The 14,408-nt window shown below is 34.9% G+C and carries 10 protein-coding genes; 6 read left to right on the forward strand and 4 right to left on the reverse strand.

Annotated elements, in window-relative coordinates:
* The first annotated feature begins 80 nt into the window (after window positions 1–80).
* A complete protein-coding gene (locus ACKU4N_RS12930; RefSeq protein ID WP_321316833.1) occupies window positions 81–1,262 on the forward strand; it encodes a phosphopentomutase in 1,182 nt (393 codons plus the stop codon).
* Between the two features lie 91 nt (window positions 1,263–1,353).
* Here the strand turns inward: ACKU4N_RS12930 and ACKU4N_RS12935 are convergent, their stop codons facing one another.
* The 3 genes from ACKU4N_RS12935 to ACKU4N_RS12945 form a co-directional block, all read right to left on the reverse strand.
* Entirely contained in the window at window positions 1,354–3,987 is a 2,634-nt protein-coding gene (locus ACKU4N_RS12935) for a transglutaminase-like domain-containing protein (RefSeq protein ID WP_321316835.1), read from the reverse strand.
* Window positions 3,988–4,005: 18 nt separating this feature from the next.
* Window positions 4,006–4,758: a copper homeostasis protein CutC gene (locus tag ACKU4N_RS12940; RefSeq protein WP_321316837.1), complete on the reverse strand. Its 753-nt coding sequence runs from the start codon at window positions 4,756–4,758 to the stop codon at window positions 4,006–4,008.
* A gap of 78 nt (window positions 4,759–4,836) precedes the next feature.
* A complete protein-coding gene (locus tag ACKU4N_RS12945) occupies window positions 4,837–5,622 on the reverse strand; it encodes a hypothetical protein (RefSeq protein ID WP_321316839.1) in 786 nt (261 codons plus the stop codon).
* A gap of 187 nt (window positions 5,623–5,809) precedes the next feature.
* Here ACKU4N_RS12945 and ACKU4N_RS12950 point away from each other — a divergent pair, with 187 nt between their 5' ends.
* Together ACKU4N_RS12950 and nadA are read left to right on the forward strand one after the other, a co-directional pair.
* Window positions 5,810–9,181 carry a sensor histidine kinase gene (locus ACKU4N_RS12950; RefSeq protein WP_321316840.1) on the forward strand — a complete coding sequence of 1,124 codons (3,372 nt, stop codon included), beginning with the start codon at window positions 5,810–5,812 and terminating at the stop codon, window positions 9,179–9,181.
* 103 nt (window positions 9,182–9,284) lie between these two features.
* Window positions 9,285–10,211, forward strand: coding sequence for a quinolinate synthase NadA (nadA, locus tag ACKU4N_RS12955; RefSeq protein WP_321316842.1), 927 nt, complete (start codon window positions 9,285–9,287; stop codon window positions 10,209–10,211).
* 71 nt (window positions 10,212–10,282) lie between these two features.
* Here nadA and ACKU4N_RS12960 read toward each other — a convergent pair whose 3' ends face one another.
* Window positions 10,283–11,002, reverse strand: coding sequence for a hypothetical protein (locus tag ACKU4N_RS12960; protein ID WP_321316843.1), 720 nt, complete (start codon window positions 11,000–11,002; stop codon window positions 10,283–10,285).
* A gap of 255 nt (window positions 11,003–11,257) precedes the next feature.
* On the opposite strand from ACKU4N_RS12960, the gene ACKU4N_RS12965 reads away from it, so the two are divergent.
* The 3 genes from ACKU4N_RS12965 to ACKU4N_RS12975 all read left to right on the forward strand — a co-directional run bounded on the left by ACKU4N_RS12965 (window position 11,258) and on the right by ACKU4N_RS12975 (window position 14,392).
* Window positions 11,258–12,562, forward strand: coding sequence for a carboxypeptidase-like regulatory domain-containing protein (locus ACKU4N_RS12965; RefSeq protein WP_321316845.1), 1,305 nt, complete (start codon window positions 11,258–11,260; stop codon window positions 12,560–12,562).
* A 193-nt stretch (window positions 12,563–12,755) separates the two neighbouring features.
* Window positions 12,756–13,370: an RNA polymerase sigma-70 factor gene (locus ACKU4N_RS12970; RefSeq protein WP_321316848.1), complete on the forward strand. Its 615-nt coding sequence runs from the start codon at window positions 12,756–12,758 to the stop codon at window positions 13,368–13,370.
* 5 nt (window positions 13,371–13,375) lie between these two features.
* Window positions 13,376–14,392: a FecR family protein gene (locus ACKU4N_RS12975; protein ID WP_321316851.1), complete on the forward strand. Its 1,017-nt coding sequence runs from the start codon at window positions 13,376–13,378 to the stop codon at window positions 14,390–14,392.
* Window positions 14,393–14,408: the final 16 nt, after the last annotated feature.

A 14,408-nucleotide genomic window follows, 5' to 3' on the forward strand; every position in this document is an offset into this window, starting at 1 on the left:
TCCGGCCTTTTTATTTACCTTTGCCTCACTACCTAAACAACCCTTCATCAGTATATTTTATACACTTTAAACACAAGTTTATGATTCCTAAAATAGAACGCGCTACAATTGTGGTGCTGGATAGCGCTGGCGTTGGATATTTACCAGATGCTGAAGAATTTGGAGATGTTGGCTCCAATACATTTGGAAATATTGCCAAACATTGTAATGGTATTAATTTACCAAATATGCAGAAACTAGGTCTTGGCAACCTTACTGACATTGTAGGTGTTGCATCATGCAACAACACAAACGGAGCCTACGGAAAGGCTGCCGAAGCTTCCAAGGGAAAAGATACAACAACCGGTCACTGGGAGATTGCAGGAGTTAAGCTGGAACGTGCTTTCCCTACCTATGCGAATGGATTTTCAGAAAAAACCATTCAATTATTTGAAGAAAGAACCGGCAGAAAAGTAATAGCTAACAAGCCTGCTTCAGGAACTGCTATTCTTGACGAATACGGAGAAGAGCAAATGAAAACTGGGAACTGGATTGTATATACTTCTGCCGATCCTGTTTTTCAGATTGCTGCTCACGAAGAAATTATTCCTTTGGAAGAATTGTACCGGGCCTGTGAAATCGCTTTGGAAATTTGCTCCGAACATGAACCTGTAGCGCGTGTAATTGCACGTCCGTACCTGGGAAGCGGTGAAGGAAATTTTGCCAGAACAGCAAATCGTCACGATTATTCTGTTACGCCACCCGCTCCTACTGTTCTCGATCGCCTAAGCGAAAGCGGATTGGATGTTATCGGTATTGGTAAAACAAAAGATATTTTTGCAGGGCAAGGAATTACCGACTCCCGCGGAACCAATAAGGATAATGAGGATGGAATCAACAAAACTCTGATTGCTTTAAAAGAAGATTCAAAAGGTTTGATCTTCACGAATCTCGTCGATTTTGATATGATGTTTGGACATCGTAGAAATCCGGAAGGATATAAAGCTGCTTTGGAGGAATTTGATTGTTATTTGCCACAAATTCAGGCAAATTTAAAGGACGATGAAATTTTAATTCTGACTGCCGATCACGGATGTGATCCCACTTACCCTGGAACTGATCACACAAGAGAGTACATTCCAATAATGGTGTTTGGTAAAAATATCAAACAAAATGTTGATTTGGGAACCAGAACCTCTTTTACTGATATTGCTGCTACTATTGAAGAACTTTTATTGGGGAATAAGGTAGAAGGCAGTTTTGCAAAAGAACTTTACAATTAGACTTTTATACCGAGAAGTACAAAATATTTTCAAGATAAAAATGCCGCTTCAAATAATTGAAGCGGCATTTTTTTATTCGATCACGGGATCTTTATTCTTCCAAAACTTTGAGCACATGCTCATGAATCCCAATTTTATATCCGCGTGAAGAGAATTTAATATCACCACCGGAATTTAGAACCAAAATTAGTGGCTTTTCAATTTTACCAGAAACACCCAGCTCCTTTTTAGCCAATGCAATCAGTTCATTATTATTGTCTTTACACAACTTATAATTGGACGGCATATTGGCAAAAAAAGCTTCTGAGAAATTCTCCGCAGCTATTTCCTCAGTCTGCAAAACAATAATATTCCCATCCCATTCTTTGTACCGCATTTTCACGTCCTTAAACTCTTCCATTAAATGTCGGGTTGGTTCTTTTCCCGGCTCCAGCCACATCAGCAGAATTCTTCCTTTGTTTCCTAATGATTTAAGGCTTACTTCTTCCCCACTATCATTAATAAGCTTCCTATCCATATTCAAATGACCGAGTAATTTACTCTCAAGTTTTGGATCCCTAAACACCAAATTAATTCTAGAGGTCTCATCTTTCTTGATCTCAAAATGATTTAAATGAGCATAAACGGTTCCATCAGCGCCACGTTTGCCTGTTACCAATCTATATTTCCCGACTTCCAATTCCAGTTTTGAAGGCAAATCAGATAATTTAGAATCCCAGCCATAATCAAGACTTTCATAAACACCATCAATCATTTTTCCGATTGTAAAATGCATATAATAAGCCGGATCAAAATCCTTTGCAGTTTTATTCAACATCAGAAAACCCGTAATTGGCTGATTAACTATTTGTTTTTCGAAGTAAACATTCAACCATTCTTTGCCATCGAAATACTGCGGTGTTTTTTCTGCTGGCTCCAAACGCGAAGGAATTCCCAAACTTCTGCAAAGAGCAACAAACAATACATCACGCGACTCCGCATTTGAGATTCTCAGCTCATAAACACCCTTTGGAGTAATTGGCAAATTGTAATAATTCTCCTCTTCGGTGATTTGTATTTCATCTAAAATCCATTGTTTAATTTGCTCAACTATCTCAGATCGCTCGCCGGTAAATTTATCTTGAAACGCCTTTTGCAAGTATCCGCGGTAAGCAATTAAACACTCATTGCTGATTCTTGGATTCAAAACATATTTCAAATAAAGCTCCTTGGAATCGTAATCTTGTAACCTGTATTTTTCAATCGTATTATTCAAATGATCTTCCAATATTTCAGATCGGGTATCACGTAAATCCTTATCAGCAATTAAATCAAGAAGATCTAATGCAAAAGCACTATTTCCAGCAGATGTTGATTCTATAAATTTTTGAATCTCTTTCCAATTTCCTTGACTTTTCTTAAAGCAATTCCAGACGGTTTCATTATCCAAAGATTTCTCCTCAGCTAATTTACAGGCCGTGACTGAATCTATAAATGTGGTTCTATATTGCATTCGCATACTGTCTTCATAAGACAAGCGAATATCATTTTGCTTCTTTTTACTCTCATCAACCGAATAAGGATCTTTCTCTACCGGAGGAACCATATTTAAATCGGCAATTTGCTCTCCGTAAAAACCACGTCCTAATTCCAAACGAAGAGTATCGGTTTGCCTTACGTTGATTTTCCTGCCAGCATACTCTCCTTCTTTACCAGCCCAAATCATTAAATCACCCAAGCCTGTAGTTAGGAAAGCCAACCCATTAGAATCGGTACTTTTACTGGCAATTGGATAAAACTCAGCATAGTTATACAATCCAAAATCTACTTTTGCATTTTCAACTGAGTTTCCTGATCGATCGAAGACCTGCACATAAATTTTCTTCACATCAGCGTAGTTTTCCACCACATTAATCTCAGTGAAATTATCTGAACGCTTTACAACTTCATAATCTCCCTCAAAATCACCAAACACTTTGGTATGAACCAGCATTGCCCTGCGGGCAGGTTCGGTAAACCAACCCATATTTAAATCTGGTTCTGGTTCACAAGCACCTAAGTATGACCATTTCCCATCCGTCCAAACTTCCACCCAAGCATGATTATCATCGCTATGTGCCCAACGTGGCGTATAAACCTGTCTGGCAGGAATACCTACAGATCGCAAAGCTGTAACCGTAAATGTGGATTCTTCACCGCATCTTCCCCAAGATGTTCTCACAATGCTAAGAGGCCCGCTTGTGCGGCTATCTGTCGGCGCGTAATTTACTTTCTCATGACACCAATGATTCACTTCCAGCACTGCCTCTTTCATCGACATGCCTTTTAGTCTTGGTTTCAACTCTTTAAGAAATACCCATCGGGCCGAATCCAGGTTTTCATTATTAACACGATATGGTAATACAAAATGGCGAAACAATTCATCCGGCACCTGCTTTCCCCACTCAAAACTTTCTCTGGCCTCAAACGAAGATCTGACTTGTTTTAAGAAGAAATCGCCATTGTAATCGGCTAAATCGCACAAAGGCATGTAAGCATATAAAAACTGCAATGCTTCATTTTCTTTGGTAGTAATATTTTCTTGAAATACTGAGAAAAGTTCATCGGATCGATTAGATGCAATTTTTTTTCGTTCTTCGAATCGCTTGGAAACTTTTACACGAACCACATTGTCTTTGATAAAATGTACATCGGAACAGCCCCAAAAGAAAATGAGACTAAGCAGAAGGATAGAAATCTTCCTCATTAGTAAAATAATTAATTATTAGTCCTCGGCTTTTAGGATGTCTGCAATTTTACGAATTTTCTCGGAATCTGCCTCGTAAAATTCAAATTCAGGTACATTTTCTTCACCTCCCATTGCAATTTTAGGATTCTGATATTCCATTTTACCTCTCACCAAAGACTTTGCAGAACAATGAAATTCTCTAGCTCCAGTACTATTTTTCAAGCTCAAAATATTTTCATGATTGATTCCACTTCCCGGCATGATCACTATCCGTCCACTTGCTTTTTCAAGCAAATCTTTCAGTAAATCTTTACCCAATTCGGCAGTTTGCTCTCCTCCGGATGTGAGAATTCGATCGGCTCCCATCTCTATTAATTGTTCCAAAGCTTTAAAATAATCCTTCACCATATCAAAAGCTCTGTGAAAAGTGAAATTCATTGGTTTTGCCAAATCAATAAGTTCCTTAGTTCTTTCCAAATCAATACTTCCATCAGAAAGTAAAACACCAGAAACAATACCATTTACCCCATTTTGTTTGCAGTTTTTTATATCGAGTTTCATACACTCAAACTCAATATCAGAATAGCAGAAATCGGCTCCTCGAGGTCTGATAATTACATGCACAGGAATACGAACTGATTCTTTAGTTATTTTGATACACGAAGCACTGGGAGTAGTTCCTCCTTCATGAACGCCAGCACACAATTCAATTCGATCTGCACCAGACTGTTCTGCTATAATCGCTGATTGAACAGAGTAACAACATATTTCGAGTAGAGATGTTTTCATTTTACAATAGTAATAATAAAAAAAGTTACCTCTGATGAGATAACTTTTAGTTTGAAAAAAGTCAACACTCAATTTAAGTTAGTTTGCATTTAAATGATTTTCATTTAAAAAACTAACAAAAGAAATTAAACTTTTTTCATTTTTAGGATTAATCTTGTTCAGATTAATAAAATCATACAATTTAGGTTGATCACTAAATTGTTTCTTTAATTTACTTTTCGTTTTTCCCAATTGAATTAATTTGGTTCCCTCATAAACAAAGTAACTAAATTCTTTTATAATCTTACTCGATTTTTGTCCTGCATCCAATTGTATGTTATAATTTGATGGCTGTATTTTAGTATTATATCTGCATAACAGAGAATTATCATCATCAATTAATACCTTATAAAACCCTTTTTCTGTCGATTCCAATAAATTTTCAGTAACATACAACTCCTCATTATTAGTAAAGACAATACTTTTTACCCGATAGCTTGGCAATACCTTTACCTCTCCCTTATACTTAATTTCCAGCTCACTCCTTTGCAGATCTATTCGAGTTTCCATGTCTTTAATAACACTACTATCTGATACCAGATAGATATCAGCTTTTTTCCAATCTTCACATAAGTAAAAAGATCCAATTTGTGATTTTTTTCTTCTTAAATTAAGCAAATTTGGATCATTCACGACATTCCCTTGAAACAATTTCATAGAATTTGCTTGAATTATCATATTGGATGATCCTGCAAAGCCCCTTGTATTTTGTCCAAAACTTGAATGACAGAATAATAACAACAAAAGCCCTATCCCCATAATGACTTTTAATTTACTTAAACCAGATTTGCTACTATCCAGTTTTTGTAGGTTAATTAATTTCATTTGTTTAATTTTTTGTGACTTAATTAATACTTAACAAGTAATAAATGTATGTATTCTATATATAAATGCATAATTTCTGTTAATTATTTATTCAAAAAAAGCTGGCAAACACAATTGCCAATTCAGAAATTAAAAACTATCATAAATTTTCACTAATTTGTATCACGAACTATAACCTCTACATCCAATGACCAGATCGAAACTGATTCTATTTATTGTTGGGCTATTTTGTAATCTCACCCTTTTTTCACAGCAAAATAATATTCGATTCAAAAGAATTACCATCAACGAAGGTCTGTCTCTGAGCTCTGTTTACTGTATTTTTCAAGACTCAAAAGGATTTATGTGGTTTGGAACAGAAGATGGCTTGAATCGTTACGATGGTAAAAACTTCACAATTTACAGAAGTAATCCTGAAAACACCAATAGTATTTCCTACAAATGGATCGAACAGATAATTGAAGATAATTCTGGAAATTTATGGTTTGGCTCAAGAGGTGGATTGACCCGATTTAATCCGGTAACAGAAATTTTCACACAGTACAGAGGCATCGAACCTAACCGCCAGTTAAGCAACGACACAATTACACATCTATTTGAAGACCATAGCAATCGATTGTGGATAGGCAGTCTAAAAGGAATTACCTGCATCAATACAAAACTGGGAATGATTGAGAAGAATGAATATGCCAAAGGTTTAAATTCAAAGATCAATTGCTTTCTTGCCGACAATAATAACTTTTGGGTCGGCTCTGAACTCGGACTTTTTTATTATGAGTTTGAAAAGCAATCATTCAAAGAAATAGAACTTCCTAAGTCTGACTCAAGGTGGAATGTAACAAGTCTTGTAAGAACCGATAAATATTTATGGGTTGGCACCAACAATGGTTTACTTTCCATTTCAAGAGATTCGCTGACCGAAGATTCACATAACTTTTTAAGCGGACTGCATATAGAAAACATTTCGTCCGACTCGGCAAATGGCTTATGGGTAGCTACCAATAAAGCTCTATTCAGAAAAGATCACTCTTCTGAAAATTTCCAGAAAGCAATAAGCTCGTTCGAGGTAACTAACAGTCTTTCGATAAATACAAACAAACCAATATTAAAAAGCAACAGTGAAGAAATCTGGTTTGGTACATTTGGTTCAGGCATATATAGGATTAATCCATCAACCAATCAAACATCACACTATACAAACAATTCTGCAGATCCTCAAAGTTTATCGGAAAACTCAATAAACTGTATTTACGAAGATAGAAATGGAATTATTTGGATTGGAACATTTGGTGCCGGAATCAGCATCTATGACCCCCAATCACATAAATTTGAACTCCTTAAAAACAATCCTTTAAGTGAAAACAGTTTAATCAGCAACTTTGTGTGGTCTGCATGGGAAGATCACAATGGAGACCTGTGGATTGGAACAAACAACAAAGGGATTTCAAAATACATCGTAAAAAGGGATAGTTTTGTTCATTACGATGTGCGGGAATCAGATAATTATCCCTATTCGACAATACGAAAAGTACTTGAAGACAGGAAAAATAATATTTGGATAGGAACAGATGGGGAAGGATTATTCAAACTAAACCCCCTAACAGGTAATAAAACTCAATACAAACACATACCAAACGACAGCACCTCTCTTTGTGATAATTCTGTTCGGGTAATTTTTGAAGACAGTGAAGGAATTATTTGGGTTGGAACCCGGGGAGGATTGAATCGTTACCATGAAAAAAACCACAATTTCACGCAATACAAACACATAGAAGGTAATACCGAAAGCTTGTCGAACAACTTTATTTATTCAACAATATATGAGGATTCGAAAGGCCTGTTATGGATCGGCACATACGGTGGTGGTTTAAATATTTACGATAAAAAAACCAACACATTTAAAAGTTATCAATACAACGAAAATACGAAAGATGGTCTGTCGGACAATGTTGTTTTCTCTGTTTACGAAGACATAAATGGCAAATTTTGGCTTGGAACAAACAATAAATTAAATTGTTTTGATGCCCAAACAGGTATATTTTCTCATTTTGGCACGAAGGAAGGTTTACCCAACAATGTTATTTATGGAATATTACCTGATAATTTTGGAAACCTCTGGCTGAGTACGAATAATGGAATTTGCAGATTTTCAACACAAGACTACTCAGTAAAAAACTTTACGGTTGATGATGGATTACAAAGCAAAGAATTTAACGGAGGAGCTTTTCATAGAGGCAAAAGTGGTAAATTATATTTTGGAGGCGTTTATGGTTTAAATGTTATTGATCCGAATTTAAATTTAATTGAGGAAAGACGTTACAATATTGTTCTAACCAAACTCGAAATACACGGACAGGAAGTTCTCGTTGATCACTCCACAAATAAAAATTCCAATAATCTAATTCATTACTCAAAAGAAACTGATTCCTATTATCTCAAAAAAAGTATAGCCTACACGGATAGTATTGAGCTGGATTACGATTACCGATTCTTCTCCATCGAATTTTCGTCTTTATCCTCTTATTCTTCAGACAAAATAAACTACACCTATCGGCTGCAGGGTCTTGAACAAAAGTGGGTTAATTTTGGAAATAGAAACTATGTTTCCTACTCAAATCTTTCTCCCGGGGAATACATTTTTCAGGTTAAAGCTCAAAATCAAGATGGACAATGGAGTGAACATCCGAAAGAACTGTTCATTGAAATATTTCCTCCATTTTACCTGACATGGTGGTTTATTCTAATCGAAATAATAATTGGAACCATAATTACAATTTTTATTTACCGATTTCTGCTTAATACCAGAACCAATAAATTACTAATTCAACAAAATGAAAGAATCAGCAGCACAAATCTGCAATTAAAAGAATTGATTGCCACAAAAGACAAGTTCTTTCGAATCATTTCTCACGATTTAAAAAATCCATTTACAAGTCTGCTTTCAATAAGTGAAATGATTCAGGAAAATTATGATTTAGTAGAAGATGAGGAAAAAAGAACAGGGATTCAAAAAATTCATGAATCGGTAAAACACATTTATACCTTGCTGGAAAATCTATTGACATGGTCAAAATCACAAACAAATAAAATTGATTTTCATGCTGAAATATTTAACCTGACAGATTTGGTTGAGCAGTCAATTTGTTTGTATAAGGCATCTGCAGACAAGAAAGAAATCAAAATTGTTATGCTTAATTCAGAAAAAAATCTTGCTTTTGCTGATCAAAATATGTGCAGCTTAATTGTTAGAAATCTCATTAACAATGCAATAAAATTCTCAGAGCCAAAAAGTCAGATTGAGATTGACATACAAGATAAAAATGACTTTCTGGAAGTTCAAATTATAGATCATGGTATTGGCATTGCCAAGGAAAATATTGATAAACTTTTCCGTATCGATTTAAAATACAAATCAACAGGAACTGCCGGCGAAAAAGGAACAGGATTAGGCCTTTTGCTATGCAAAGAATTTGCCGAAGCGAATGGAGGTAAAATTTGGGTTGAAAGCACCTTTGGCGAAGGAAGTACATTTTACCTGCGCATTCCTCAGTCAAAATAAGACTTTTAAAAACCAAAACATACAGTAATGGTTTGATTTTCGCGATAATTTAAGGATATTTGCATTCGTTAACCTAACGAGAGACTAAGCAAATATTTACTTGATGAGAGATAAGGTTCTTCAATTAGCAAAAGAAAAGAATGCAGTTATTCTTGCTCACTACTATCAAACTCCTGACATCCAGGAAATAGCCGATTTTAAAGGTGATAGTCTTGCTCTGGCGCAAAAAGCTTCGGAAGTAGATGCTGACATTATTTTGTTTGCCGGCGTTCATTTTATGGCTGAAACAGCCAAAATTTTAAATCCTGCAAGAAAGGTACTCCTACCCGATTTAGCGGCCGGTTGTTCTCTTGCAGAATCGTGTCCGGCTGACGATTTTCGAAAGTTTAAAGCACTTCACCCCGATCACATTGTAATTTCATATATCAATTGTACTGCCGAAATCAAGACTTTATCAGATGTGATCTGCACGTCGGGAAATGCAGTTCAAATCGTTGAATCCTTTCCAAAAGATCAAAAAATTATTTTTGCTCCGGATAAAAATCTTGGGCGATACATTAATGAGGTCACTGGCAGACAAATGGTTCTTTGGGATGGAACCTGCGAAGTTCACGATATTCTTTCTTCAGAAAGAATCATGAAAATGAAAATCGAAAATCCTGACGCTACACTTGTTGCTCACCCGGAATGCGCACATCCGGTATTGTTACTTGCCGATTTTGTTGGCTCAACCACAGCAATGTTAGATTACACCAAAAACAGTGCGTCCAAAAAATTCATTATAGCTACTGAAACAGGCATTCTTCATCAGATGCAAAAAGATTCTCCTGACAAAGAATTTTTAATTGTGCCTGCAGATGAGACATGTTCTTGTAATGATTGTGCTTATATGAAACTAAACACAATGGAGAAGTTATACTTGGCATTAAAAAACGAACAACCTGAAATCATCTTACCCGATGATGTAATGGAAAAAGCAAAAGCACCAATTGTTCGAATGCTTGATTTATCAAGACACCTGATTAAATAGGTTTAAAACTTACAATATAAAAAGGGAGATCAAAAATGGTCTCCCTTTCTTTTGATATAAACATTTAAATTCTAGCTCATTACGCTTTCAGGAGAAATACCGGCTAATTCACAAGCCTCCTCAAAATGCAAATCGTCTAACGCTTTGTATAAAACAGCAAAAGAAGAGTGTATCCAAACTATCGAGACAAATACTCCTACAAACAGACAAATAAGTCCTAAAATCAATACAAAAAAGGATAAAACAGCCATTCCAAAAATAGTCCAAAAGTATCCTTTGCTTAAATAGAAACTAAGCTTTACTGCCTGAATTGGATCTACCTTTTTATCCATGATTAAAAAAGGAACAAAAATCAACTTGCAAACCAAATAAATTCCCGGAATAATAAGAAACAGAAAACCTACTCCAACTATTCCAATCACCAACAAATGACTTAATATCACCAACAAATACTTTTTAAAGCCATCTAATATCTCTTCGAATTGGGGTTCTATTTTTCTTGATGCTTTCAGAAACATCCAATCTACTCCATAACTAAATGGGGTAACAATCAATAGATAATAGATAAATCCAAGAAATTTAAATGAAACCAAACCGATCTTAAATGAATCGCTGTTATCCCATCCCATTTGATTAAGTCCCATAGGCATGTCAATAATGCCGTAAATAATGATTGCAAGTAATAAAATTAAAAAATGATTCTTCAGAACATTCCATCCCTCTTCAAAACAGCCACCTACAGTCGGGAATACTTTTAAAATAAGATTCTCTTTACAATAATCTACTCTCATAAACCAAGCCCTCTAATATTTATTTAATTGTATGCTTCACATCCATATATATTATCCCCCTTGTTAGCAGAGAAATTATTTATATCATTTTAGATAAATATAGAACATCTAAAACTTGTAAAAAACACCAGCGAAAAAAAAAATAAAAAAATGATAGGGTATTTTATCCACAAAGCATCATAGTAGTAGAAGCAAGAATATACACGATCGGTTTTCTCCTATCTTTAAAATTATTATTAAATAAAATAAATCGCCATGAAAACAAAAATTAGATTTTATTTCGGAATCATTCTTTCTGCATTTTTGTTTTTCTCTTTCAGCAATGCAATGGCCGCGGAGGGAAATAATGTTAAGAATGAAAAAGCCAAAGTACAACAGGTAATTGACACCTTAAAATACAATGTTTACAAAGGGAAAATTCAAGATAACAAAACGAATGAACCTCTTATGTTTGCAACTATTGCTGTTAAAGGTGTTAATGTTGCAACAGTATCGAACAGCGATGGTGAATTTCTATTGAAAATTGCTAAAGATCTTCCTGTCAGCAAGATTGAAATCACCTATATTGGATACAAAAATCTCGAAGTCCCCATTTCTTCATTAAAGGAAAAGAAAAATATTTTAAAACTGGAATCTGTAACTATTCCTTTAGACCAAATTAACATTTATCCATTAGATCCTCTGTTTTTAGTAAAAAGTATTTTGGCTAAAGTAGGTCAAAACTACCCTAAAGGCCCAAATATGATGAAGGGGTTTTATCGTGAGACAATTAAGAAAAACAGAACTTATGTCGCTATATCCGAAGCTGTTGTAAACGTTCATAAAGCAGGATACAAACAATTAAAAGATGATCAGATTCAAATTTACAAAGGACGTAAAAGTCAGGATGTAAAGAAAATGGATACATTGTTGTTTAAATTACAAGGCGGACCGCACACATCACTACTTTTAGATGTGGTGAAAAACCCTTACAATCTGCTTTCCGAAGACTTCATCGAAAACTATAATTTTTCAATCAAATCAATCACTAAAATTAATGACAAGATTCATTACGTAATTGAGTTTAAACAAAAAGAAAATATAGATATTCCATTGTATTACGGATTGCTGTTTATCGAATCAACAAATTTAGCCTTGTCAAGTGCAAAGTTTAGTTTAAACCTAAGTAATGAAGATGAAGCCAGTCGAATGTTCATTAAACGCAAACCGGTAGGTGTAAAAGTAACTCCAACCTCAGCCGATTACTTGGTTAACTATACTGAAAAAGACGGCAAATGGTATTTCAATTATGCCAGAGGTGAAATTAATTTTAAATGCAACTGGAAACGTAAACTATTCAACACCAATTATAGTGCAATGACTGAAATTGCAATTACCGACCGTGACGAACAGAATGTTGTGCGCTTTAGAGGTGATGAGAAATTTAGAGCAAATCAAATAATGGTTGAAGAGGTAAACAACTTTGCTGATGCTAATTTTTGGGGGGAATACAATACTATTGAACCCGACCAATCTATCGAATCGGCAATTCGAAAATTGAAGAGAAAAGCCAAACAATAAAGATTTGAATTCAAAGCATAACGGAATTAGTTTTCCTACAACCTTTAACAACTGAATTCTAAACCAGAAAAGAACCGTTCACTCATGCTTGGGGAAACATGGGAAAATTCAGAACGGTTCTTTTCATCCATAATAATTCGATTATGGAGAAAAGAAATACCAACAATATTATTGCAGATCTTTCCTCTAATGATTGAAAAATCCTAACTTAGAAAGTATTAAAAGCTTTTTAAAATACGGAAGAGATACGAAAATGCCGGAAGATACAAATACTATACTTAAGCACATACAAAGAGGTAATTTACAGGAGTTTGAAAAGTTATTCAGAGCATATTACCCTTTACTATGTCATTACGCTCTACGATTTGTAAAAGATACAGATCAGGCTGAAGAAATTGTTCAGGAATTGTTTTGTCAATTATGGGAAAACAGAAAAGATTTAAAAATACACACCTCATTAAAAGCATACCTTTATAAAGCAACTTATTTTAATAGTTTACAGGTTTTGCGTAAAAGAGGCGTAAAAACGCAGTACGAAGAATACATTAAAAACAACAAACAGGAAAGCTCATTACCAATAGATTCGGTTGAAGAAAAAGAAATTTACAACATTGTTCAAAAAACTCTGACAAATTTACCCGAACGCTGCAGTAAAATATTTAAAATGAGTAGGTTTGAAGGCTTAAAATACCAGGAGATTGCCGATAAATTATCAATTTCGGTTAAGACTGTTGAAGCAAATATGGGAAAGGCATTAAAAGCCTTCCGGAAAAATTTAAAGGATTACGTTGGAATTATTGTGCTATAAACAAAATGAAAGAAAAAACATCACATAAAATAGAGTGGGAAATCATTTCGAAATACCTTAGTGGAGAGATGAGTGCAGAGGAAAAATTGGCATTTGAAAAGTTGATTGACACCAATCCTGAGTATGCAGAAATTGTTTCGGCATCCGATAAAGATTTGAATCTTATTCAGGAAGTAAACGAAATTCAACAACAATTTAATGTTGATTTGGCATGGTCGGCGGTAAAATCCAATTTAAGCGATCTAAAAAAGGCAAATACCATTAAGGTAGTTCCTTTATTTTCAATCCAAAACACCAAAAAACTTATGCAGATTGCAGTCATGTTAATTATTGCCATTGGCCTTGGATTTGCATCATATCATGTTTACAATAACAAATTTGCTCCTTACCAAAGTATTTCATCACAATTAAATGAAAGTGGTAAATCCATTACATTGGCTGATGGTTCTGTCGTAACACTTAATGGCAAATCGGAATTGGTTTACCAGAGATCATTTGCAGGAAAAGAAAGAAGGGTAAAGTTAACCGGAGAAGCTTTTTTCTCAATCGCTAAAAATCCCGCTAAACCATTCATTATTTCGGTGAGCAACGCTGAAATTAAGGTTTTAGGTACCTCATTCAACGTGAATGCCTCCAACAAGCACGTTGAAGTTTTGGTTGAATCGGGTAAGGTTCAATTCTCGCTTGCAAAAGAACCGGACAAAAAAATTATTCTTGAAAAGGGCGATTTTGGAGTTTTGCAGGAAGATTTTCTGGAAAAAAGAACACAGAACGATGAAAACTATCTTTCCTGGAAAACTCAGTTGATGGTTTTTAAAGCGATGAGTTTACAGGATGTAGCTAAGGTTATTAACCGAACCTATCAGGTTAACATTGAATTTAACGACACTGCAATTCAGCATTTACCGATCACAACATCATTCAATAAAACACCTCTTAATGATGTTCTGGAAAACTTATGCAGACCACATAACCTGACTTACGAGAAGAATGGTTCTCAAATTACAATTAAAAAGAACTGAAATAATTTATTGCTAA

This window comes from Labilibaculum sp. (assembly GCF_963664555.1).
GTDB lineage: Bacteria > Bacteroidota > Bacteroidia > Bacteroidales > Marinifilaceae > Labilibaculum.